The organism is Flavobacterium sp. ASW18X, from assembly GCF_005144745.1.
In the GTDB taxonomy this organism is placed as follows: domain Bacteria; phylum Bacteroidota; class Bacteroidia; order Flavobacteriales; family Flavobacteriaceae; genus Croceivirga.
The window spans coordinates 1-24,463 of record NZ_SWKK01000024.1 but is presented as its reverse complement, the minus strand read 5'-3'; the positions used below and the strand labels follow the sequence as shown (position 1 = coordinate 24,463).

Here is a 24,463-nt window from a genome sequence, read left to right as displayed (position 1 = left end):
GCATGTACGACCAGACAAATGAAGGTAAAGGGGCAATATTCCTAAAGCAAATGGAAAACGAAGATTTCGGATATATTCCGGAAAGGCTCAAAATGATAAGAAGAGAATTACAAAAGGAAACAAAAGAAGACCTTTACGACCAAAAAATGTTTGCGGAAGCTTTAGGCATGTCCGCCGCTGCTTTTAATTCTTTAGAAAATAATAGAGCTGGAACCTCCTTTAGGGTAGTATTTAAAATCATTCATTTTTTTACCCTTATGGGATATAATCCCTTATGGATAATTAGCAAGGACAATCTACTTATACCAAAAAAGAATCACCAATCTGAGTTTATATTAAATCGTTCCAATGTAGATAACGCATTTAATCAACTCAATCAGGATATTAAAGCCATCCAAGAAGAAACGAATACGGCTATTGAACGCTTCAAAAAACAGATAACCTCGTAAGGTTCTGGTCTAATCAAAAAGACTAAAAAACAAGAAGTATCCTAAGAAGTGAGAAAGAAAACCTTTCTTTTTCTTTTTCTGGGTAGTTGGAACCTTAACGGTTCTTAACTCGTTTCTTTTGTCCTTTGGCACTATTTCTACATTTCTCATAATACTAGAATTTAATTGTTGTTTGTTCTCACAAAAGAAAGGGACAAACAACCATTATCCGATTCTTGGGCCATGTTTTGGGCCTTTTCGCTTTCCTTTGCTTTTCTTACCAGAATAATGTCCATCACCACCAATATCATCCTTTAATAATCTAGCGGTGCTCTGGAACACATCATCCATCTTAAAGCCCTTATCACTTAATTTACTTAATTCTTCCTGTAGTTTTTTATTCGCCATAGGCTCTAATTCAGAAACAGAGGCTTTCGCTTTATTGGTCAACAATAACCATGCCGCCTCATTATAATTTCCTTTTTCCATAGCAATGACAAAACGGTATTGTTCGCTACGAGCACTACCTTGTTGAGTAAAACCATGCTCCCTCATAGTTAATACCTGACTTCCTAAGCTAGGATTATCAATTCCGTGATTCGAACTAAGCAAATATAATTTATCAGTTCCCCCTAGCTTAAATTGTACTCCCTCCTTGGTGTCAACAGCCCGGATTCCTTTACTGTTAAGATAATCAATTTTCTGTAAGGGATTCCCTGGTAATGTAGCCAGTTTCTCCACGAAATGCTCGATATAAGGTCTTTCGAAACTGACTTGGTATCGTTCCCTGTGCTTTTCGGGAATATGGTCCTTGAATAATTCGAACGCCATAAGCTTGTCGTAACCGATATCCGAAAGTTCCCGTTTGTCTCCATATAAAGAATGGGTAACCTGTTGGAAGCTATTGGAATAGTATTCGAAATAGGGTTGTTTCTGCAGGTTCACCAAAAGTACCTGTTGTCTGCCCGTAAGGGTGGTATCCGCCGTATACTTTCCATGAAGGTCCATTGCCCTTCCGCTCGAATCGAAACGTATCCCTAAAAGTGCTGCCATATTCGGATTTGCAAATCCCTCGGCTAGTTTAAGGGTATTGGCAAAACGCTCCCGTTCCGAGCGTATCGACTCATTGAGTGATTCCTGTGAGGTATACCCTTTTAAAAAATCATCCACGAAGGCTTCCGGCAATACCTGTTCCTTTTCCTTAAGGTAGGCTTTGAAATCTTCCTTATCCCCGATAAGATATTCCTTTAGGTCAGAAGTATATCGATAACCGCCCTCCAACTTATATTCGTACAATAGCTTGCCAATGAGCTCCTTATTAGCCTCTTCTTGTTTAAACGGTTCGAATGCTTTATGGTCCTTGAATTCGGATAGTATCCCAGGGCTTACCATATTATCCCTAATCATGCTATAAGCCCATCCATAGGAACCGGTATCCATCGCATGGTTAAAACGAATATCGTCCATACGCTCTGGTAACTGCTGCTGCTTTAAATGCTGCTTGTCTAGAAAACTCCCCAATCCCTTTACAACATGCTCGCTACCCATATCCATCATTCTTGCTTTAATAATGTTCTTATTACCAGAGGTTTCAAGGGATAACATAAAACCTTTTTTATTGTAAGCCGCTACTAATGATTTTGGGTCTATTACCTCTCGCTTTAACTCATTGGATACTCGGGATAGATATTTGCCAACAAGCTCCTTCTCCATATACTCCCGTTGTTCGGGAACAAGATTGGACAAGGATATAAACCGTTGCACATCAAATAAGGTGGTAGCCCCTACCCTGTCGTTCTTCTTTGGATTATCCTCTCCTGAGATATGATTCAGCGTTCTTTCAATTAGGGATAATACGCTCTGTTCTGCCTTGGTGTGAACATATTGCTTATGAAAGGTATTTAGTCGAAATAAGGATAATAAATCTTGAGGGTTTAATCCATTGGATTTAGCAAAATCATGTAATAATGCTACTTCCTTATTCTGGTAGAAATCTTCCTTGGAAATAATATCTGGCAGTTCTGATTTCAACACCCCTAAATACTCCTCAACAAAACTACGGAGTTCTTTCAGTTGTGATTCACTAAGTAAAGGTTCAAAAATCTTTAGCGTACTAGATTCCTGCAGGTGTTTTAAAAGTCCCTCCTTTGTGGCTATTTCTGATATAAATTTTGAAGTTTTAAGTGCTCTAGAGGTACTGCTTTTATATACCCGAAAAGTTTCATCCGCTATAACTTTAAACAGACCGCTTCCAACAGGATGCTTTAGTTGAGTAGTACGTTGAATTTTTTTAAAATCAACTTGCTTTAAATCACGCTCAGAAAATACGTTTTTCCCCTTGGTGTCCACTACGATAAACTTTTCCTCTCCCTGCAGCTCTTTTCCCAACGGTTCGAATATATGCTTAAAGTCAAGGCTGCTGATGGAATCGAAATAGGCTAGTTTTTCCACCAGGATGTCCTCGGTCGCCTTAAGGTTGCGGTAACGCTTAGGCGCTTCCTTAAAGTTTTTGGAAAGGGTTTCCCTTATGGCCTTTCCGGAATAGGCCTTATCCAAATTGGAACCTGCAACCCCCTTGGTTCCGAACCCGTTTATATAACGCTCATGCTCATTACCTAAAGCAGCAAATCCTATTCCATTCTGCTTTGTACGGTAAATCGCTATACCATAGCGTTCACGTAGTAAAAGCTCTAAATCCTCATAACGTTTCGGCCTGAGGGAAAGCGCCTCTTTGACACTGTTCCTTAGCAGGTTTTTATAGTCCTTTTGCTCATAGACCTCTTGACGCTGAGCCGGACTATTTTTTATACTAGAAACCTGTGTAAGATTGTAATCAAGTTCAATCTTTCTTGATATGTTCTGAGAACGGTACCGCTCTCCCCAGGTAGCTATAGTCTTACCGTTATCAGTAACTTTTGTAGTTACGATATGAATGTGCGGGTGAGCTTGGTCCATATGCTTGACCATTACATAGGGTTGCTCACCATAACCTAACTCCTTAAGATAACGCTCCCCTATTTCCACATACATTTCTTGGCTTAACACACCTCTATCCCCTACAGGAAAATTAATACTAATATGAACGGTAGGACGTTCGGTTTTTGAAAAAACATTGTAGCTATTAATAGAGGCGGTAATATTGGATTTGGTACTGGTATTTACATGCCGTTCTGAGATTATTTCAGCAACTCCTTCTTCTATCTTTTTAGTATGATAGGTCACAATACCATTCGTATTTGATGTATGTGAAATTTGAGCTATCATTTGAAATTGGGATTGTTAAGCTGCAACAATTGGTTAATGGTTGAAACAGTCTGGTCCAGTTTTTCTTGGGTAATATCCAGGGCTTCTTTTAAGGCTTGGTCACGCCTGAAACCCAGATTGGTTTTATGTGCAATCTGGTTGATATTGGTTCCAATTTTATTTACTTCTTTAATTAACTTATAGAGTTCTATACGGTCAAATTCAACCGGGTTATTCCGTATTCTAGAAGGACTATTTAAAGCTTGAGAGTTGTGGTCTTGACTTAATTTATGGACAATATACTTTGTGGTTTTACCTCCAAAATAAGTTTCAGAACGCTCTTTTATCTGTTCAAAAAGTTCAGGTGAACAGGTAAAGGATATGCGTTTGCATTTCTTGTTGTCGTCCATTTTGGGACGGCCAACGTTTTTTATGGTCTTGTGTTTCAAAATCGATTATCTGTGATAAATTAATAAAAGTATTACTTTTATCCACCTTGCAAACTACGCCAAGGCGTAGTCGCCAGTTACGAATATAAGAAAATAGTTACACATAAGAACCCTAAGAGATAAAATAGAACTTCACTACTATACCCTTAAAGAATTAATTGATACCTTAGTGTCACAATAGCACAACGTCACAATAGCACCATAGAACACTATCACAAAGACACACTGTAACAAAAGCACAAAGTCACAATAAAAAAGCAGGGAATGAAAACGGCAATGATATTCAACAACAAAGGGGGGGTGGGAAAAACCACAAATACCATTTTGCTTTCATCATTTTTAAATGCGTATTATGAAAAAAAAATAGCGCTTATTGATTGCGATAACCATCAATGGAGTACCTATTCTATCTATGTAAAAGAGCAAGAAAAAAATGCAATAAATAACCAGCAAGAACTTTCCCAAAAAGAAAAACCTAAATCCGATATTAAAGTCTTCAAAGCATTTTCTAAAGACGTTCCTACACTAATAGAAAAATTCAAAGCTTCGGGAAAATTTGATATTCTTTTCATTGACATTGGCCAACGTGCCTTAGATGAAGTTGGTCCCATTATAAAACACTTGGACCACATGGTGGTGCCCTACTCCAGAGATGAAGAAGAAATAAGAAAAGCGGTGGAGCTTATTAAAACCATAAAAAAACGTTATCCCGAAAAAAACATTAAAACCGTAACCTTCCGAGTAGAAAAACAGATACTTCATAAAATGGAAGATATACGAGAGCATCTAAAAGAAAAACACGATATCGAACATTATCAAAGTGTAATATTAAAAAGAGTTAGATATCCAGAACAAAGAAGTTTTATAACTCCATTGGACTATAAAACAGAAGAAAAAGAACACGATAGAGGCTATATAAGCTTCGCTAACGAATTTTTAAAACAATTGGCATAAGATATGGCTAAAAAAGAATTTGACTTCGACACATCAGCCGACCTGACTCAAAACGCTTTGGACAGTGTAATGTTTAACGACGAAAAACAAACCAAAAAGGAGAAACCTGAACAAAAAAGCAAAGGGGATAAAAAAATAGCAAATAAACCTAAAACTAATGTAGCTGCTGTAGAGAAAGTAAGGGAACATTTCTATGTCAGTAAAGAATCTATGGATGTGCTCAAAAGATACGTTCTGGAACAAAAATTGAAAGGAGATACCAAAATAAGCAATAGTTCGCTTGTGGATGAGTTTATAGCTAAAGGTCTTAAAAAAATGGGATTGAAATAATCGTACATCATGAGCCAGGAAAGGATAATCATCATCATGTTAGCCTATGTAATTATGTGCATAGGGGTATACCTAGTGGTCACCAAGTATTGGATAAAGAAAAAGCCAGCACAAAAAAGTGAAAGCAATTTCGATAGTAACGAAAGTAAATCCGTTTTAGAAGAATTGGAAATGGAAACTAATATTTTTGAAATGGCCGCTGCCGACAAAATAGATAATGAAATAGCATCTTTCGAAATAGCATCGCCTTATGAAGAAAAAACAGAAAATGATTTTCTTGATTTTGGAGAAAATAACAATGATGATATCATCGATGACAAGATTCGAAAGCTGTTGGAGGATTAGCACTTTTTTTTTGTTGTGCTGCTTTTGTTTAAATGGCCAACAAGATAAAAATGATTTTAAGGGTTTTGATCCTGGGCAAAAAGTTTCTCAATCGGAAAAAGAATTATATTTCCAACGTTTGGAAACCATAAATTCCATCAACACCATTAAAATCCGAAAAAACCTTTCTGTAGCTAAGCAAGTCAAAAGATACCTGGGCTTTTCTTCCCTGCCCTATACTATGGGTAAAGCGGATTTCTACTTTTATTTTTTTGAGAAAAAACTACGTAAATACGGACTTCCAGAAGAGCTTAAATATTTGGCTGTAATTGAATCGGCCATGAATCCTAGGGCTAAAAGTAAGGTTGGTGCTATGGGGCTTTGGCAATTCATGCCGAGTACTGGCGTACAATATGGATTATACCATGCTGATAATGTTTCACTTTTTTATGACCCTATCGCTTCTACCGATGCCGCTTGTAGGTATCTCTTATATTTATATAAAAAATTCAAAGATTGGGAACTGGTACTTACCGCTTATAATTATGGAGAGGGTAGGCTTTTAAAATTGATAAAGAAAACAGGTAAAAAAACATTTTGGCAGCTGCAGGAATTTCTTCCTAAAGAAACCAAAACCTATGTTCCTTCCTTTTTAGCGGTTCAATACATTTTTAATTTTTATGAATACCACGGTATTCAACCAATGAAGCTCAAATTAAGCCCGCAAAAAATGAGCATTAATAAAACAACACAAACAGCCCATAAATCCACACTTCAAGAGGGAGTAAAAAAAGAAGTATTTGCATTTCTTAATCCTCACCTTATCGGAGAGCAGGTGCCTTCAGGTACAATCTATTATAGTTTATAATAGTATATTTATCCCCAGCAATCAGCATACATGGCAAAGAAAGATAATGTCTTTTCGGATGCAAGAAAAAAACTTGGATTACAACAATCCGATGTTGCGAAAAAACTAGGCGTTGATCAAGGCACTATAAGTAAGGTCGAATCGGGCAGGGTTCTGGGCACTACCTTTCTTGCTTATTTAAAGTTTTTAAGTAAAGCCGGTATCGATTTAAACGAAATTATCGATGGCTACGATTTTAAATAAAAAAAGCTGATAATAGATGTTATCTATAGTAAGCTCCATATTTCGAAAACAAATATTTTATTTCCCTTTGTAAGGCGTGATTTTTTGTAAAAATCATGACTTTTAAAAGACCTAATTAATGTAAGATCTATATAAAAGAGTTTTAAAATAGTTCTAAATATAGTTTTAACGGCCTCATAAAACTTATTTTAATTCATTGTAATTTAGTTATTTAACGCACTAATTTTGTTTTTTAAGGGGTAGTGTAATACCGAACATAATGGTAGTGTAATACCGAGTATTAGGGTGGTGTAATCCCGAATATCGGGGTAGTGTAATCCCGAAATGGTAGTGTAATCCCGAAAAAAAACGGTCTTTTAGCCTTTATAATCACCTTATAATCCTTAAGCAAAAACATTAATTTACTGTATTTCATGCTTTTATATAAATCAAAGGGTGGTGTAATCCCGAAAAACATTAGGTGGTGTAATCCCGAATTATTGAAGCTTTTAAGCTGTTTTATGGGTTTCCAATTTTGTAAAAGGTAGTGTAATCCCGAACAAAGGGTAGTGTAATCCCGAGTAAATAGAGGTGTAATCCCGAATAAATGGTAGTGTAATCCCGAATAAAATGGTGGTGTAATCCCAAAGTTTAGATTATACTTTTTCATCAGTATATACTTTGGGGAATCCATTTGGAATTACTTTGCCTAATTCCGTTGAGTTATAATATTCTTCGATATTGTTTTGAAACAAGGCTAAAAAATCATTTCCTGTATAAGTTGTGGCTTTAATCTTTTCCTTCTTGCACGATTTTATGAAAAAATCGTAGGCTTTTACAAACAATTGATAGCTTCCTTTATCCTTACTTATAAAAGAGCGAAAAGTGTCGATATGAGTTTTTTCTAATTTATGTCTGACCTTCCAATAGTGTAACTTTTGAGTAATCTGTTGGTTAGTTACAGTTTTATCTTTTAATTCTATTTGTACGTCTTTTGTATAATATGGAGTAAAAAATATAAGGTCTCCTGAAGTTTTGTAATTGAATGAGCGATTTGAAACCTTGTCAAGCAAAGCTTTTAAGGGTTTTAAAGCAAACTTGGCTAAACTTTGTGCATCCTTATAATTATAGTCATAATAGGTCTGAAAATTATGAAAATTAACCCTAGTACCTTCATCAGGTAACTCTAAGAGCCATAAATAAAATAATACGTGCTTCCCCTTACTTAGTTCCCATGGGGTTCTTAAAAGTGCTTTGTTATAATGTGGTAGCTGCATAAGTTGGCGTATCCAGTAAGCAGACATTAAAAAGGATACTTTTCCCTCTGAGAGTTGGGGACTACTTATTACCCCGCCCAGGGATTTTACCTTTTTACCTTTGGAGGTAATGGACTCATGCCATCCTTTGCTTAGATTTTCAAGAGACTCTAGGCCCTTTTCAATAGCCCTATAATCCAAATGTTCGTCGACCTCTTTGGCAGGAAAGGAAAAACTAGCAAAAGTATTATTCTCAGTTAGCATATCTTCTTCGAAGAGATTTAGCTGCTGTTTTTGCTTTTTTGGATGGAACTGGTCATAGCTTATATCGTTTAAAATTTTAAACAGTATACGAAAGGAAGAAACCGGAAGTTGCGCCAAGCCTTTATCAGCACCACTTAAGGCACTTCTTCTAAATGGAACCGGAAAATTGACTATATCCGATTTTTTTCGGCTGGTGTAATGCCGGGTTATTTTTTGAGTGTTTTTTTCCATTTTCATACAGTTCTAAATTTTGGCTTTGAAAACCTTTTAAATACGTTTAAACCCCATACTTAATTTCCCTTCTGGTCCAACCATCTTTCGGTAAGTTACGATATTCATCAACTTTCATAAGTCGTGCAGAATAACCAGAGGGATAAAGTATACATAAAAAGGTGCAGTGCTCGGTTGCTTGTAGAAAAAAATACTTCATGGTCAATGGCCTGTGATGTGAAAGCTTCATGTTCTCCAGTGCCGATTCATACCTGTAGTTGCCTATCTCCAATAAGAGTTCCTTTATTTTTTTCCAATCTCTGTTCTCGAACACGATTTCTCTATCTTTCATAAAATGGAATAAATCCTAAATATAGGAATATTTCCATTTTATTAATCAACATCTATTTTATACTTTTTTGCCATCAATGTAATGGCCTCGTTCAGGATATCGTCGCTAGTGGTTTTTTTCTTCCCTTGTATCTTCAAGGTGTAGGTCACTTTTTTGATAAGGCCAGAGGTTTCATCAGAAACAAGATAGCTCTTATAAGACTTTTCAACTTTTTGTTTCTTGGTCTTATTAGGTTTGCTAGATGGTCGTTTGCTATCTGTAAGCATATCGTTCAATCCCATGATATTATAATTTTTGATAGTTATTAATTCTTTTCATTACTTCTTGTCCAAGTTTGGCATAGTCCATTGCCCCGTGAGATTTACGGTCATATTGGAATATATCCTTACGATAATATTGTCCTTGTCTTATGGCCGTGTTGACACGGACCTTGGTCTTGAAGATATCATCGGCCCATCCCCTGTCTTCCAAGTCCTTTAAAATATGTTTAGATATACTAAGACGTTCATCGTATTGGGTGACAACGATACCTAATATGTTCAAGTCTGGATTGACCTGTTCTTTTAATAAACTACAAACGCTTATCATTCCCTCTATACCTTCCACACTAAAGGCATCAGCTATAATAGGACATATAATGTGGTCACTTGCCGTTAATGCGTTTATGGTCACCAAATTGACGTTTGGCGGACAGTCTATAAAGATATTGTCAAATTCTTCTTGATACTTTTTGAGTGCTTTTTTGAGAAAAAATTCCCTTGATATCTTATCGGCAATTTTATTCTCTATTCCTGTGAGCTCCAAACTGGAGGGTAATAAAAAAAGGTTCTTTTTAATTTCTATAGGTTCAAGATATCTACCATGGAACAATTCTTCAACAGTCTTTTCCGGTTCTTCGGACAAAAACTGTTTGGTAAGATTGGCTTGGTTATCGACATCTACCATCAACGTTCTGTTTTTGATTGCCGACTGGGCTGCCAAGTTAATGGTAGTTGTGGTTTTTCCCACCCCACCTTTTTGGTTCATCAGGGATATAATTGGCATGATATATAATTAAATAATCCTATTAACTAATAAGTTGTCTACCTTATAAATATTTTAAACATTACACACATTTTATACCTTGTAAAAAATGTGTAACGAATATACATGTTTATTGTTTCAATACAAAAAAACGGGTCCTAATAAAAGTATGATTAATTGAGTTGGACCGGGGGCGTCCCTACCCGTCTAGAAGCCATTAGAAAGGTATTTACTTAAAAGAAGAGCTTCTTTAATACTTCTTAGGCTTTGCCTAACATTAATATCTCATTGGCTCGCACCTCGGTTACATACCTTTTTTCACCCTTATCATTCTCATAACTTCGGTGTGTAAGTTTACCTTCGATAGCAACTTCCTTTCCTTTGACTAGATAATTCTCTACTATCTCTGCAGTCTTTCCCCAGGCCACAATATTGTGCCACTGTGTTTCCTCTTGTTTTTCACCGTTGGCGTCTTTCCATTTCTCATTGGTAGCAATGGTAAACTTGGCCAGTTTAGAACCGCCCTCCATGTTAACAATTTCAGGGTCACCACCTAGGTTACCTATTAATTGTACCTTGTTTTTAATACTTGACATAATAAATATAATTAATTGATTACTAATACAATATAGTAATAAAAAGACAATAAAACAAGGTAAAAAATGTAAAAAATACTAAAAATGTAAAAAATATTAAAAAGGTATTCGTATAGTAGTTTAACAGATAGGTCATCCATGGATGTGTGCTTATAAACCGATGGCTACATGGATGGGGGATAGGTAGCTATTCGAATCTTACTCGTAGTAAAATGTTAACAATACAAATACTTTAATGTTCATTTGTATCTTCCCATATAAGGTAATCTCTATAGAACTCCCAAGCCTTGTCCAAAACCTCCATAGGGTTCAATCCAAGATGTTCTGTATTATTGGTATGGTATGTTAATGAAAAATCTTCTCCAAAATACGAATATTGTTTGGATATTTTAGAGCTATCGATTACGTGTATAAATTCATCGAACGCTATTATTTCGATAAGGGAAACTCCTTTGTGGAATATAAATTGTCGCTCGTCGTTGAATCCTCCGTCCTTTATCGGAAACTCCCCGAAAATAAATTCGGGTAGGTCAAATTCTTCCATGGTCATCCTTTATTTATCTTTTGATTTCTCTTTAGCTAATCTTTCGCTTTTACGTATTGCTAGTTGCAATATTATTGCATCCCCCTTTCTGGGTGGATTTGGTAATTGCCATTCAGAATCTTCATTACAATAACCAAACTTTTTCATTGCTGGCATAAGTCTAGTAGATAACTTCACTTTTTTTGACCATTCCGTATAGCTTAAATCGTTCTTTTGATGTAGGCTTCTATCGTAAACTAATCTTAGCTTACCGTAGAGCGCTTCTATAGTATTCTTTCCGCTAAAAACATACATTAAATCATCTAAAGAAATTGGTTCCTTATATTCTATACTTGTATTTGGTATGGAACCAAGCTTTCCACTATTTTTTTTATTTTGCACCATAGTTGTATGATAATACGACTTATTTGAACAAATGAGGCTGCCAATGCTATTGACAGCCTCTCTTTGTAAGTTATTCTTTTTTATATTGTTTACGTAATTGATTCCAAGATATCCCTAATCTCTCTTTTATATCAAATATCTGCTTGGGCGCAGGATGTAATTCATTAGTGAAGAATTGCAGCAATAAGTTATCTTCATTATCAACACCCTCATTTACCAGTACATTAATTTTATTCCTTTGTTCTTCTTGTTTTAATTGTTGTTTTTTAGCTGCATAAGTCAATCTTCTTTTAGCGTTACGATTCAAACGTTTTTGTTCTTCTCTTTCTTTTTTTAAACATGATAAGGATTTCATTTTATCTAAAGATGGTTCCTCCCAACCGTAAAATAACATGCCTTGATTGTGCTTAAACTCATTATATTGTTCTTGAGAAATGATGCTAGTTTTATCACTTACATCTACTTTTTTTTGGGTTTCAAAAATAGCTTCTTTAGCCCATCTCTTTCCGTCTTTTGACCATGACCAGGAGAGTGTGAATACCGTTGGACTCAATTCTCTCTCAATATGTTCTTTCTCGCATTTTTCTTGTAATGCTTTAAGTTCTGATAAAACTGTGTTATCTGTTTTTCGGGTGTAGTAGGTTTTTGCCATTCTTCTCCCAAATTCTTTCGGCAAAGCTCCTGCATGGTGCCATTCTTCACAGACTTGTTTAACTTCTTTTGCGTAAATGGAGTAACCTGCTTTTCTTAAAGATTTAGCGACTTCACCTGCAGTACGTTTATCTACATCATATCTAGCTAGAGCATTTCGATTACTTTCAAATCTCCCAGTGATAGATATGGCCAAACCACCACCGTTAACATTTTGATTTTGCTTAATTAATTCTTCCATAATTGTATGTATAAAATAACTTATTTGAACACTTCAATATACGAATAAAAAACAACTACTGAAAGCAATTCACAATATTAATAAGGCTTAGTGCAACGTTCCTTTCTATCCCAAATCTTACCAGCAGACTTTTACGCCTGGATCCGTTATAGGATTTTCCTTCCATCGGGAGAATGGAAGTGTATAAAATGCTATAATGGGGCGTAACTACCTATTGAACAAAGGGTGGGAATCAATTTAAGGAGTGTATGTTCATTATTTGGCACATACGGTTGAAATTTCTTCTTTCAAAAGAAGCATCCTCTGGAAACCTCTCTGCCCTTTGATACCATGAATGGAAATCCTTTTCACAATAGGCATAGTTGAGCACGGCTATATAGTAACCTCCGTCCATTGGAGTATTACATCCATCACATCGTGAAAGCCCTCCTATGGATAGGAACTCTTCCCGAGACATTTTAATGATTAAAAAGTCTTTATCGTTATTATAAATATTGGCCATAAGAAAACTCTCTGTTTCGAATAAAAATAATAATTCTTAGATAGAAATACCTTTTTTACTTACTCCATAGTATCTCATTAAAACTATTATTTAGGATGAAATAAATTATTAAATTGTCTACCAACAATCGTAAGAATATCACCAATGTCTTTTTCAGCACGACCAAGCTTTCTTTATGCATTTATAAAATGTATACCCATCTATATAGGGTCCTTCTTTTTAATGGGCTTTTTATTTAGGATAGCATCTGTAGCCAAAATACCGATACTATTTCCCTTTGCATTTGTTTGCCTTTTTAACCTATATTTTATTCTTAAAGTTTATATGGTAAGGTTTGATTTCAACGAAGATTATATAACCATTACTAAAGGCGTATTTTCCAGAGAAAGGAAAACAATCGAATTATTCAGAATAAAAGATATTAGAGAATCCAGACCATTCTTTTTACGTCTTATTGGAGTAATGAATGTTGAATTGATTACCTCTCAAAAGTTCTCCAGATACACCACACTTAAAGGCGTAAGAAAAAATGATTTCATAGGTATCCTAAGACAAAACATCTTGGATCAACGCCATAGAAATCGGGTTCATGAAATTGATAGCTAATGCATTAATATGGGATTTTCATTAGTGAGGTTGTGTCCGTAATAAGTGAGAATTGGCAGAAAATCCTTTTTTTAAACTTTCTAATATACTAAAAAGAAAAAAGTGGTTTAAGATAAAATTACATATTAACTATCTTTAAGACACTGGACTATGGCTTTTCATAGGAGCCATTGTTGTGGTGCGTTTTTATAACCTGTCTTTCTTTATTAAGTTCCAATAGTGTTCCCCTAATATTGTCATTTTACAACCTTTCGAATTCATTGCAGCAAAATACATATGCTCTTCGTCCACAGGAATAACTAAGTTTATTCGATTGTATTTCTGAAGTATTGCAAATTTCTCTGTATTTTCTTCAATATGTCCTTCAAATTCAGGTTCAAAAGTTGGGTCAAGCTTGAAAATATCTTCTTTGTTTGGGAATAATTCTGTGATTTGTTTTAAGTCAGATAATGAAATTGGTGGTTGAACTTTTCTAAGACTTGTAAAACTTCTAACATTAGTTTTGAAAATAGGTCGTTGTTCCCAAGGACCTAATGATTGGTCAATATGTGCATATACACTACCAGGTGTAATTTCTCCAACTAAATTTGATGCTCCACCACTTAAAGCGTCAACTAAAAGACTTGTAAATACACCCGAACCATTTTCTTCAATAGCGTATTGACTTTCACTTGATGCAGTTAGAATTGTCATTCCTTCACTCAAAGATGCGTTCGTGTCCGCTCCAGTTGATTTACCTACAAAACCTGAATGACAGCAATCAAGAATAATGACTTTATTTCTTGCTTTTGAATCATTCGCTATTTGTAAAAGTTCAGTCATTGGAAAACCATCATCTCCGTCTGAACACTCACTTGTAATTAAATATCCTCCAGTATTTTCTACATAACCATGTCCAGAAAAATAAAATAATGCTACGTCTGAATCATCATTAAATAACTCAATACATAATTCTTTAAGCTCTTTTCTAGTAATTGCAGATTTCTCATTTGTCGCTACTTCAAGTTTGGTTCCAAAATTTATAGTCCCATCACTATGTCTATCTAACACAGTTTTTATGGAATAAGCATCAGTTACACATCCATAAAGTTCTGAGACGTTTGAATAATAATCTATACCTACAATTAGTGCTTTTCTCATAATTTTATGCGTTTGAATGTCTTCTTATAGCATCTACAATGGATTCTGTATTCCAATTAACCATTTCTACTGCATTGTTTTTTACCACACTTGATACCACAGTACTTCCCCAAGGTTTAATTCCAATAATCGGTTTTGGGTTTATAAATCCTTCATTAGCAACAACTATTTCTTTATTAATCCATTTACTATAAGTGGAATATTTTCCAGCCATAATCAAAATTACGTGACTAAGTCTCATTTTATTAGTTATGGCTTCTAATAATTGTTTATCTGTTCCATTTGTATGTATTGGGTCGTCTTTAGGTACAGAAAAGTTCTTGTAATCGAAGTAAGCTCGATTATCTAAAAGTCCGCATAATTTGGCATAAGCATCTGAATACTGCCAAGAATGGCTAATAAATAAATTGTGAGTTTTTGACATATATTTTAAATTTTGTCAATGAAATTAGAGATATTATCCCAAGTCCATCGGATTACTTTTCTGTTTTTTAATTCTTTAGGTTTAGCACCTTTATCGTTCCATTTTATTTGCATACCAATAGTTGGTATTTTCTCCTCTAAAGCACATTTTATTTCCCATCTTGCACCACTTGCTAAATAGGTTCTTTTACTTATTAAAGCAATTACTCCATCGCAACCTTTTATCTTAGTTCTACACTTCTGTTTCCATTCGCTTTGTTTCCAAGCCTTTTTTGCAGACATATCAATAAAGTCAAATGGGGAATTGTTTTTTCTCGCTTGTCTAACCAGATAATCTCTATATTCAATATCTTCAATTGCAAAACTTATAAAAATTCTTTTCCGTCTTTCTTTTTCTGCTCCGAAAATAAAATCTAATAAACCCATATTCTTATTCAGCAGGATGTTTCTCTAAATGCACCACAACGTTTAATGTAAGATGCGTTTTAATGCATTTTACATAGTGTTGGTAGTAGTTCTATTTTTTTTTTTAATGAATCAACTAAAATATCCAGTCGTTTGTGGGAATCTGCACTGTAATCCCATCCACCATTCTCAATCATAGTATCAATAATATACTGATCATATACCTTTTGTTTCCTCCAATTAGTAACCAGGTTAGATTTCATTACTACAGTTATCTTCTTTTTACTTTTTCTGGGAAGTCCAATGACTTTGATTTTTTCATAACCATCCCCCCAAAGAGGAGGAAAACAATATAATTTTGCTCCAGGTCTAAAGTGTTTGGTTCCACTTTTTAATTCTTTTTCTTCGCCATACTCTCTTTCCTCAACAGCGTTACCTATCAAACACCAGATAAAATCTAAAGTTTCTTCGTAGTTACTGGAGGTCATTTTCTTGAATATGTTTTTAAACCACGTCATTTTAATTACTACCAACAATTGAATATCCGTCATTTTACGGATGTAAACTTATCATTCGTGGATATACGTAATAATGTATATCTTTTTTGTATAAAACTACTAAATCTTAAAACAGGCTATAAATCCCATATGTCTTCAATTTAATTATATCAAACTTACCGAAGTCCTTCTCTCAACATTTCTTTTACTAGTCCGAAAATCATATTATTCACATCTTCTTTAAATTCTTTGTTGTCAGAATAATGTTTGTAAAAATTGAAATTCGAGTTTATATGTTTAAGCATTTCGTCAGCTACAACTTTGTCATTCGTAATTTTTGCGTTCTGTTCATCTGAATATGCCATTGAGTTTTTCATTTCCTCATTATTCATAACTCCTTCTGCAATATCCACAGCCATTTTTCTCACTTTGTCTGTATCTTCAAATTCAGTTCCATATCTGTCATTAAAAGTTTGAATAATGCTTGAAAGTCGGTCAATTTCAGGTTCATTTACGCCACCACGCATTTCAGTCGGAATAGGCTTTAAATCTTCACCTTGTTCTAAAACAACATTGGTAGTGGATTCCAATTGCAATCGATAACTATCCATATCAATATTATCCAAAATTCCTTGAGCTAAATCTACAGAAGTATCTCCGCCTAATTTATTTTGTAAGTGATTTAAGAAAATATAAAGTCTTTCCAAATACGCATTTTCAAATTCCACAATTTGAGAAAGAAAAATATACAAACGAACATAGGTTTTTACTTTTGCTCTAAAATCTGCTTGATGCTCTTCTTCTAAATCGTTTCTGAAAATATCGCTTGATTCATCTAATAAGGCGTGTAACTGGTCAACAGGAACATTAGCAAGTATTTTATTTGAAAATTCTTCTACTTGCTCACGTGAATACACTTGATAATTGTCTAAAGCATCTTGTAAATCAAACAATTTATTTGGGTCTGTTTCTTCACCCAAAATTGTGCTTTCAAAATAAGGTTTAAAAGCATTTTCAATTTCTTCTGCTGTATTGGCAAAATCTAAAACAAAAGTATCTTGTTTTAAAGGATGACTTCTGTTTAAACGAGATAATGTTTGAACCGCATTTACACCACCTAATTTTTTATCTACAAACATTGTGTGTAACAAAGGCTGGTCAAAACCTGTTTGGAATTTATTTGCTACTAATAAAAAACGATAGTCGTCTTTTTCAAATTCATCTGGAATGTTTGCACTTGGAAAACCATTTAATGAACTTTCTGTTTCTCCATCAATTTCTCCAGAAAAACCTACAACTGCTTTATACGGACTATTGATGTCTTTTAAATATTGGTCAAAAGCCTTTTTATATTTTACAGCATTGGCACGACTACTTGTAACCATCATTGCTTTGGCTTTACCACCCATTTTTTTCTGACCAATAACAGCATCCATAAAATGATTAATCATTAGAATGGCTTTCTTTTTTATGGCGTGTTCGTGACTTTCTACGTAAGCTTTTAGTTTCTTTTGAGCTTTCTTTTTGTCATACTCTGGGTCTTCTTCTATACGTTTTAATAAGGCATAATAACTTTGATACGTTGTATAGTTTTGCAATACATCTTTTATAAAACCTTCTTCAATAGCTTGTTTCATTGAGTATAAATGAAAGGCTCTAAATTTGGTTTTACCATCTTCTTGATAAGGAACGCCAAATAATTCTAAAGTCTTATTTTTTGGTGTTGCAGTAAAGGCGAAATAACTTGCATTGTCTAACAGTTTTCTAGATTTAATCATTGTTCTAATTAAATCTTCGCCTGTTACTTTGCTACTTTCATTTTCATCATAGTCTTGCAAATCTTCTTGTAGTTCTTGTTCGTCTGAAACTTTGGCTAACGTTTCATTTAGTTTTCTAGCCATTTGACCACTCAAACTACTATGAGCTTCGTCTATGATGATTCCAAAATTATTTCCTGGTAAATCTGCAATATCTTCTACAATATGAGGGAACTTTTGAATAGTAGTAATAATGATTTTTTTACCTTCTTCTAAAGCCGTTTTTAGCTGTTTACTTCCTTCTGTTATGGCTTCTACAACACCTTTTACTTGTTGGTATTGTTTTATGTTTTCTCGTATTTGTTTATCTAAAACTCTACGGTCTGTAATTACAATAACCGTATCAAAAATGGTCTGGTCTCCAGCTTTGTTGTGTAAGCCTACTAATTGATGCGCCAACCAAGAAATAGAATTACTTTTACCAGAACCTGCCGAATGTTGAATTAAGTATTTTTGACCAGTTCCGTTTTCTTGAGCATCTTTTAAAATTTGACGAACTGCGGTTAATTGATGAAACCTTGGAAAAATGAGTTTCTTAACTTTTTTAATTCGCTTTTTGCCTTTGGAATCTACATACTCTTTTTCTTCGGTAATGATTTGCGAAAAGTTCTGAATGATGTTAGTTAAACTATCTTTGGTTAATACCTCTTTCCATAAATAGTCTGTGCGAATACCATCTTTTGGCGGATTGCCTGCTCCGTTTTTATAGCCTTTATTGAATGGTAAAAAGAACGATTTTTGACCTTTTAATTCTGTACACATCCAAACTTCTTCGGTATCTACTGCAAAGTTGACTACCAAACGACCAAAACGGAAAATTTCCTCATTTGGGTCTCTGTCTGTTTTATATTGTTTAATGGCGTGTTCAACCGTTTGTTTGGTAAGTTCATTTTTTAACTCAAAACTGATGATTGGCAAACCATTGATAAACGTAACAATGTCAAGTGACTTTTTATTTTGAGGCGAAAAATACACTTGTCGCATAGCCGAAAAAATATTGGCTTGGTAAAGTGCGTTTGCTTTTTGGTTGTATGCAGAAACTGGCTTATCATAAAACAAGCGTAGCTTAGTATCTGTAAAGCCATCTACAATGCCTTTGCGTAATACTTCAATAACGCCTTTTTGTTTTATTTGGTCGTTTAAGCGTTTTACTATTTTTTGTTGGTAAAGGTCTTTATGGTAGCGTTTTAATTTTTCAACTGCTTTGGGTTGCGTAGCTTCTAAAAACTGAAATAACAACGCTTCATCAATACAATTAATATTATCGTAGTTGGTGTTTTCTCTTTCTACATAGTTATTGTTGTCAACTAAATAATCAACAATATGCTTTTCAAAGCCGTTTTCTTTTGTATTGGTGATTTTACTCATTTTTAGAATGTCTAAGTTTTGTCTAAAAAATGTCTAAAAAATGTCTAAACTATTTCGCCTTAGACATTTTCCAAATTTTTCCATCTGGCTCAATTACTCCTTCCTTCCTAAGCTTTTGTAGATTATTCTTTACTTTATTTTGCTTCTGAGTTTCGTCTAAAACATCCGGCAGTTTGTCTAAAAGTATGCCTTCAAAATCCGAACGTTTTCCTTCGCCAAATTTTTCTAAATAATCAATTATAATTTTTTGGCAATAATCATCATCAATACCCCTTTGCTTGATATATCTTCCTTTTTCTCCAGTAACTACAGCTACAGAAGCAGCAATATGAAAATTTGGCTTTCTACCTTCAATCAAGCCTTTCTTTTTTAACTCTTTTATTTCTATCTTACCTAAAGGCTTCCCTTTTGCCACTTTATCGAGAGAAATAATATCTGACAAGCTTAAGTCACTCACCGTAGCTAATTTTCGGGCATAATTAATGTCAATTACTTTACCTGTAATAGTAACTTTTACTTTATTATCTAAAATATCATATTCTGGTAGTGGAAAGTATTTTCGTTTTTGGATGATAAACATCTTTTTTATGCCACTTCCTATGGTATCAATCATATTTAAATTTACCATAGCATCTGCTAAAAACCGATTTCTGTACTTAGGTTCTGGTGCATCACTAATAACAACTTCCTCAACATTTTTGGGAATAAATTTTCCTACATTACTAAAAATGAGGACACCATCTTCGTTTTCAACAACTGTAATTCTCCCGCCCAATGTGTAATCTTGATGGGCAATACAGTTATTTAAGGCTTCTCGAATAATATAAGGATCAAACTGGTCCACTTCTTCGGGAAAAAGAGTGCCATCTGGAATATAGCGATACTTAAGGTTCCTAATCTTAGCATACACTTTTTCTGCACTTAAAATTAGTGGACATCTAAAGTGCTCATAATCCTTCTCTATATTATCTCTGTCCTTTAAAATCCAAGTTATTTTACTTGTAGCTGGATTTAAAAAATGCTCCGATTCTGGTTTTCCCAATAACAAAATTGCCGCTCTTGTAATTTTTCCTTGTATAGTAACTTTTGCCTTGTTCAAGAATGTCTTATCGTTCCAAGAATCAATATCATCTATAAGGTTTGGGTTTTTAGTTTTAAAAGATTGTCTTGCTTTTGCAATGGCTTCTTCAGATAAATCTGCAAGGGTGGCTTTTTCAACTATGCCGATACTCCAATCTATATTTATGGCTTGTTTACGTATACGTTCTAACTCCTCTATGTTAAGCGGTTGTAATTCTTCACCATCTCTACCGTAGTAATGCCCTTTAAAAGCTACGGGGATACCCTGTGGTGCGGCAGGAATTTCAAATAATAACACACGCCCTTTGGTATCATTGATTTCGTGTATCTCTATAAATGTTATGCGGTTTGTGGTATGGTTAGCAATCTCTGCTTTAAGGCTTAAAAGGTCTGTTGGATTTGTTCTAAACTGAGTATTTACATAAGATTTATCGCTATCCTTCATACCAAATACTAACCAAGCAACTCTTTTGTTGTTTAAGTTGGCTTCATTACTTAATGCCGAAAAATATTTGCCCAGTTTACTAAAATCATAGTTACGTTTAGCTTCTTTAAACTCTACTATCTCATTTTCATAGCCTTGGTTTATAAGCTCTTGTAATTTGTGTTGTATGTTTTGTACGGTACTCATTTTTGTTAACGCTTGTTGTAATTAGCAGCTTCTTCTGCTACCATTGCCAAAGGTGTTTCTTGGGTTGGTAGTTTAAAATCTATTACATCTATTTTCCCTGTAACTGCTTCTGCTATTAATGCCGTTTTGTATTCTTCTACTAAAGTGATTTCTTTTTCAATGGTTGAAATGGTTTTGGTTATTTTTTGAGTTTCGGTTTCAATATAATTGACGATTTGTTTTTGTTCTTCTAACGGAAATTCGAAAAATGGGGTTTTGTAAAATTCACCGTGATTTAAGTCAGAAACTGTTGTAGTACCTGCTACAAGTAATAAGTGCTCCTTAATTAAAGATGATGTCAAATAATAAAAGAGAAATTCTTTTTTTACCTTATTTCTATAATAATTTACCAGGAAGAAGTTATTATGAAATACACCTTCAACATTAGTTACAATTTCTCCTGTTGAACCTGTTCTACTTACTAGAATATCATCTTTAGCGCAAATAACATTTTTGCTTGGATTTTGAATATATTCTTTAGGATTTGTTGGATTATTAATTGATTTGATAGTGATGTATTCATAACAATTATCCTCTTTTGAATCTAGTCTGTCTGATTGAGCAATTTGAAGTCCTTGTCTGACTTTACATATATTCTTAAAACGAGAAACTTGCCAATGTTCAGGAATTTCGCCCAACCACTCTATACCAGAATCTTTCATTGGTGCATTTGGGTTGATACCTTTGGTAACTGCTTGGTTGATAATGGCCGCTTTTTGCTCATTAAGTAATTCGATAAGCTGTTTTTTCTTTTTGATAAAACGGTTTATTTTCTCGGTTTTGTAGTCGAGAAAGTTGGCTATGATGGTTTGTTCTTGTTTTGGTGGAAGTGGTAAATAGGAATCTTTAAACTTCGAAGTATCAATATTTTGACCTTCTCTAATTCCTGTTACTAAAAGGGTAAGTCCACTAATGTACCTCTTAGATTTTAAAAGGTATCTGTAGTATTTATGAACAACTTCTTCTTGTGGTTTTAAGATAGTGTAGGCAGGACTAATAATTCCTCTATAATGAGCATATTCAATACCTCCTTGAAAAGACCTCAAGCTAATGACAAAATCTCCCTTTTCAACTAATTTTAAGGTTTCAAAGTTTTTTGTAGCAGTAACTGTTGTATTGCCATATAACGATTTAGGAATAACACCTTTAGTTTGGGTTGCGGCTAGTAACTCCTCATCTGGAAAACCTTTAATTGAAGTCTCAACAAAAATTCGTTTTGACTTAACAACTTCCCAATGACTCGGAACATATCTAAGCCATTCGACCTCTGAATCATAATATTCTGGATATTGCTTTAGTTTCTTCATTTACTCAACAATTTCCTTTAACAAACCATCTGTTTCAGCTTCTAAGGCAACAATTTCATTAGAAATATCTTCAAGACTTCTTAGACTTTCATATTCATAAAAATATTTATTGAAAGCAATATCGTAGCCTACTTTCATTTTCTTTTTGTCGTACCAAGCATTTTCTGCAAAAGGCAATACTTCACGCGCAAAATAGTCGTCTATATTCTCTTTCATTGGTACATTCTCTGAATCTTTTAGGTCTTTATCCGATTTTGGATTTCCTTTTTTATCGGTTACAATAGTTCCGTTTTCGTTTCTTTCTGGTTGATGTGTAGTTATTTGATAAAAGCCAAAATCCTCATTGTCAAATATTTTAGAATATTCATTTTCTTCAAAATCAAAATAGATTTTTTGAATCTTTTCAATATGAGTAGAAGTCAATTCTACTTTTTTATCTCCAAGACCTTTTCTCATCTTCTTAGTGAAAATATCTTTGGAAGAAGCATTTATCAATTGTACCTTTCCTTTTCGTTTATCTTCTTTTACATTGCTTAAAATCCAGATATAGGTGGCAATACCTGTGTTGTAAAACATATCGTTTGGCAATTGTATAATACATTCTAGTAAATCGTTTTCTAAAATGTATTGGCGTATGCCACTTTCGCCACTTCCTGCATCTCCTGTAAATAGTGCAGAACCATTATGAACAGAAGCAATGCGGCTACCACCATCTTTTGGGTCTTTCATTTTAGAGAGCATATGTAACATAAACATTAACTGTCCGTCATTGCTACGAGAGGTCAAGCATTTTTCTTCTAGTTCGCCTTTAAAGTTTTTAATAGGTAGGTTAAAACGTCTGTCGTTTATTTCTACTTTTTTGCCTGTACCCACATTTAGGTTTTCTATGTCTTGCTTCCAACTTGTACCATAAGGTGGATTGGTCAACATAAAGTTGAATTTCAAGTTGGGTTCAAAACCGTATTCGCTTAATGTTGAGCCAAATTTTATTTTATCTGGGTCTTCATTTTTAAGCAACATATCCGATTTACAAGTGGCGTACATTTCGCCGGTATTCTCTTGTCCGTATAAATGAAAAGTTGCTTTTGATTTTATTTCGCCATCAGGGTTGGTGGCATATTTTTTAGATTGCGTCAACATTGCACCAGAACCTGCACAAGGGTCGTATACTAAAAACGTTCCGTTTTGTATTTGGTCTTTTACAGGCAAATACACCAAATGGGTCATTAACTCAATGATTTCTCTTGGTGTAAAGTGACGTCCTGCTGCTGCATTGGTTTTTTCGTTAAATCTGCGAATTAAGTCTTCAAACATATAACCCATTGCCATAGGTGATATTTTTTCAGGTCGCAATTCTACTTTTGGGTTACAGAATTTTTCAATGAGCGAAAAAGTGATTCCGCCATTTTCCAAAGTTTCTAATTGGTTTCTAAACTTAAATTTAGAAATGATGTCTTGTACATTTTCAGAAAATCCGTTTAGGTAATCTTCAAAGTTGCTGTCAATGTTTTTAGGGTCATCCAACAACTTTTTCATTGTGTATGGCGAAGTGTTGTAAAACGCCAATCCAGAACCGTGAGTTTCACTTGTTAAAAGTCCATCCAAATTGTCCATTTTGGATTTAAACTTGTTGTGAGTTTTCAGCACTTTGTCTTTTGTGGTTTCTAGAGCGAGATCCAACCTTCTCAAAACGGTCATTGGTAGTATTACGTCTTGATATTGATTTTCAAGGTATTTGTTTATCAGAACATCATCTGCAACAGTCCAGATGAAATTTATGATTGGTTGTAAGCTTTGTGTATCTAAGTTCATTTTCAATTCTAAGTTTTATAAAATCACATTTAAGCGACATGTTTTCCTTATTTAACTCTTCCTAATTTTAAAATGCTCTTTACAATAGGAATTATCCAATTCTTGTTCTTTATCCCAAAACAAAGAACCACATTCTTTACATGTCCTACGTCCACGAATGGCAAGATATTTATAAAGAGTTTTCTTGGAGCCCACATCAATAAGTTTCATGATTTCTTCAACGCTTAATTCGTTATCTCTATAATAGCGTTCCGCCAAAATAGCTTTTTGTTCTGCCTTTTTGCTTAGTCCAGGTTTTCTGCCTATTCTAACGCCCCTACGCCTGGAGCTTTCCAAGCCCGCTCGTGTTCTTTCTATTATGATATCTCTTTCTAATTGGGCCACGGAGGCAAAAATGTTAAATATGAATCGACCATGGGGGGAAGTGGTGTCGATAAAACTTTCCTGAATACTCTTGAAATGTACGCCTTTTTGTTCAAACTCTTCTACCAACTTTG

Annotated in this window: 26 protein-coding genes and 1 pseudogene; 7 read left to right on the top strand and 20 right to left on the bottom strand. The window is 34.4% G+C overall.

From position 1 onward, the window contains the following. The first annotated feature begins 2 nt into the window (after positions 1–2). Entirely contained in the window at positions 3–449 is a 447-nt protein-coding gene (locus FBT53_RS14540; protein WP_136951919.1) for a helix-turn-helix transcriptional regulator, read from the top strand. A gap of 9 nt (positions 450–458) precedes the next feature. Here the strand turns inward: FBT53_RS14540 and FBT53_RS16145 are convergent, their stop codons facing one another. From FBT53_RS16145 to mobC, 3 genes are read right to left on the bottom strand one after another with little or no spacing between them, the layout of a single operon-like run. Further along, complete coding sequence (locus FBT53_RS16145; protein ID WP_167989890.1) at positions 459–599, bottom strand: hypothetical protein; 141 nt, start codon at positions 597–599, stop codon at positions 459–461. A 54-nt stretch (positions 600–653) separates the two neighbouring features. Then, entirely contained in the window at positions 654–3,692 is a 3,039-nt protein-coding gene (locus tag FBT53_RS14535) for a relaxase/mobilization nuclease domain-containing protein (RefSeq protein ID WP_136951918.1), read from the bottom strand. Next, positions 3,689–4,081 carry a plasmid mobilization relaxosome protein MobC gene (gene mobC / locus FBT53_RS14530; protein ID WP_136951917.1) on the bottom strand — a complete coding sequence of 131 codons (393 nt, stop codon included), beginning with the start codon at positions 4,079–4,081 and terminating at the stop codon, positions 3,689–3,691. Before mobC ends, FBT53_RS14535 begins: the two co-directional genes overlap by 4 nt. A 303-nt stretch (positions 4,082–4,384) precedes the next feature. Between mobC and FBT53_RS14525 the strand changes: the two genes are divergently transcribed. The 5 genes from FBT53_RS14525 (at position 4,385) to FBT53_RS14505 (ending at position 6,839) form a co-directional block, all read left to right on the top strand. Next, positions 4,385–5,074, top strand: a complete 690-nt coding sequence (locus tag FBT53_RS14525; RefSeq protein WP_136951916.1) for a ParA family protein — start codon at positions 4,385–4,387, stop codon at positions 5,072–5,074. Positions 5,075–5,077: 3 nt separating this feature from the next. Then, positions 5,078–5,404 (top strand): hypothetical protein, encoded by a 327-nt coding sequence (locus tag FBT53_RS14520; protein ID WP_136951915.1) that lies wholly within the window; start codon positions 5,078–5,080, stop codon positions 5,402–5,404. Between the two features lie 9 nt (positions 5,405–5,413). Continuing rightward, entirely contained in the window at positions 5,414–5,749 is a 336-nt protein-coding gene (locus tag FBT53_RS14515; protein WP_136951914.1) for a hypothetical protein, read from the top strand. Positions 5,750–5,867: 118 nt separating this feature from the next. Next, entirely contained in the window at positions 5,868–6,596 is a 729-nt protein-coding gene (locus FBT53_RS14510; protein ID WP_169630374.1) for a lytic transglycosylase domain-containing protein, read from the top strand. A gap of 30 nt (positions 6,597–6,626) precedes the next feature. Further along, positions 6,627–6,839 (top strand): helix-turn-helix domain-containing protein, encoded by a 213-nt coding sequence (locus FBT53_RS14505; protein WP_136951912.1) that lies wholly within the window; start codon positions 6,627–6,629, stop codon positions 6,837–6,839. A gap of 635 nt (positions 6,840–7,474) precedes the next feature. On the opposite strand, the gene FBT53_RS14500 is transcribed toward FBT53_RS14505, so the two are convergent. From FBT53_RS14500 to FBT53_RS14470, 7 genes are all read right to left on the bottom strand, one after another. After that, entirely contained in the window at positions 7,475–8,575 is a 1,101-nt protein-coding gene (locus FBT53_RS14500) for a hypothetical protein (protein ID WP_136951911.1), read from the bottom strand. A 366-nt stretch (positions 8,576–8,941) separates the two neighbouring features. Beyond that, entirely contained in the window at positions 8,942–9,181 is a 240-nt protein-coding gene (locus tag FBT53_RS14495; protein ID WP_136951910.1) for a hypothetical protein, read from the bottom strand. A gap of 4 nt (positions 9,182–9,185) precedes the next feature. Beyond that, positions 9,186–9,944, bottom strand: coding sequence for a ParA family protein (locus FBT53_RS14490; RefSeq protein ID WP_136951909.1), 759 nt, complete (start codon positions 9,942–9,944; stop codon positions 9,186–9,188). A gap of 239 nt (positions 9,945–10,183) precedes the next feature. Next, positions 10,184–10,519: a single-stranded DNA-binding protein gene (locus FBT53_RS14485; RefSeq protein ID WP_136951908.1), complete on the bottom strand. Its 336-nt coding sequence runs from the start codon at positions 10,517–10,519 to the stop codon at positions 10,184–10,186. Positions 10,520–10,751: 232 nt separating this feature from the next. Then, positions 10,752–11,069: a hypothetical protein gene (locus FBT53_RS14480; protein ID WP_169630373.1), complete on the bottom strand. Its 318-nt coding sequence runs from the start codon at positions 11,067–11,069 to the stop codon at positions 10,752–10,754. Positions 11,070–11,072: 3 nt separating this feature from the next. After that, positions 11,073–11,447: a hypothetical protein gene (locus FBT53_RS14475; protein WP_136951906.1), complete on the bottom strand. Its 375-nt coding sequence runs from the start codon at positions 11,445–11,447 to the stop codon at positions 11,073–11,075. Positions 11,448–11,517: 70 nt separating this feature from the next. Next, entirely contained in the window at positions 11,518–12,339 is an 822-nt protein-coding gene (locus FBT53_RS14470; RefSeq protein WP_136951905.1) for a hypothetical protein, read from the bottom strand. A gap of 826 nt (positions 12,340–13,165) precedes the next feature. Between FBT53_RS14470 and FBT53_RS16140 the strand changes: the two genes are divergently transcribed. Then, positions 13,166–13,447 (top strand): PH domain-containing protein, encoded by a 282-nt coding sequence (locus FBT53_RS16140; protein ID WP_169630372.1) that lies wholly within the window; start codon positions 13,166–13,168, stop codon positions 13,445–13,447. A gap of 241 nt (positions 13,448–13,688) precedes the next feature. On the opposite strand, the gene FBT53_RS16400 is transcribed toward FBT53_RS16140, so the two are convergent. The 10 genes and pseudogenes from FBT53_RS16400 to FBT53_RS14420 form a co-directional block, all read right to left on the bottom strand. Further along, the gene (locus FBT53_RS16400) at positions 13,689–13,766 is read right to left on the bottom strand and encodes a hypothetical protein (RefSeq protein ID WP_363317941.1); all 78 of its coding nucleotides are present in this window, start codon (positions 13,764–13,766) and stop codon (positions 13,689–13,691) included. Between the two features lie 224 nt (positions 13,767–13,990). Continuing rightward, positions 13,991–14,587: pseudogene (locus FBT53_RS16395) on the bottom strand (caspase domain-containing protein); the annotation flags it as partial. 4 nt (positions 14,588–14,591) lie between these two features. Then, positions 14,592–15,011, bottom strand: coding sequence for a TIR domain-containing protein (locus tag FBT53_RS14455; RefSeq protein WP_136951902.1), 420 nt, complete (start codon positions 15,009–15,011; stop codon positions 14,592–14,594). A gap of 5 nt (positions 15,012–15,016) precedes the next feature. Continuing rightward, positions 15,017–15,436, bottom strand: coding sequence for a TIR domain-containing protein (locus FBT53_RS14450; protein ID WP_136951901.1), 420 nt, complete (start codon positions 15,434–15,436; stop codon positions 15,017–15,019). A gap of 59 nt (positions 15,437–15,495) precedes the next feature. Further along, a complete protein-coding gene (locus FBT53_RS14445) occupies positions 15,496–15,966 on the bottom strand; it encodes a hypothetical protein (RefSeq protein ID WP_136951900.1) in 471 nt (156 codons plus the stop codon). 122 nt (positions 15,967–16,088) lie between these two features. After that, complete coding sequence (locus tag FBT53_RS14440) at positions 16,089–19,097, bottom strand: type I restriction endonuclease subunit R (RefSeq protein ID WP_136951899.1); 3,009 nt, start codon at positions 19,095–19,097, stop codon at positions 16,089–16,091. Between the two features lie 49 nt (positions 19,098–19,146). Beyond that, positions 19,147–20,808 (bottom strand): RNA-binding domain-containing protein, encoded by a 1,662-nt coding sequence (locus FBT53_RS14435; RefSeq protein ID WP_136951898.1) that lies wholly within the window; start codon positions 20,806–20,808, stop codon positions 19,147–19,149. Between the two features lie 5 nt (positions 20,809–20,813). After that, positions 20,814–22,154 (bottom strand): restriction endonuclease subunit S, encoded by a 1,341-nt coding sequence (locus FBT53_RS14430; protein ID WP_136951897.1) that lies wholly within the window; start codon positions 22,152–22,154, stop codon positions 20,814–20,816. Next, the gene (locus tag FBT53_RS14425; RefSeq protein ID WP_136951896.1) at positions 22,155–23,966 is read right to left on the bottom strand and encodes a class I SAM-dependent DNA methyltransferase; all 1,812 of its coding nucleotides are present in this window, start codon (positions 23,964–23,966) and stop codon (positions 22,155–22,157) included. 51 nt (positions 23,967–24,017) lie between these two features. Next, on the bottom strand, positions 24,018–24,463 hold a 446-nt coding region (locus FBT53_RS14420), incomplete at its 5' end, for a recombinase family protein (RefSeq protein WP_136951895.1).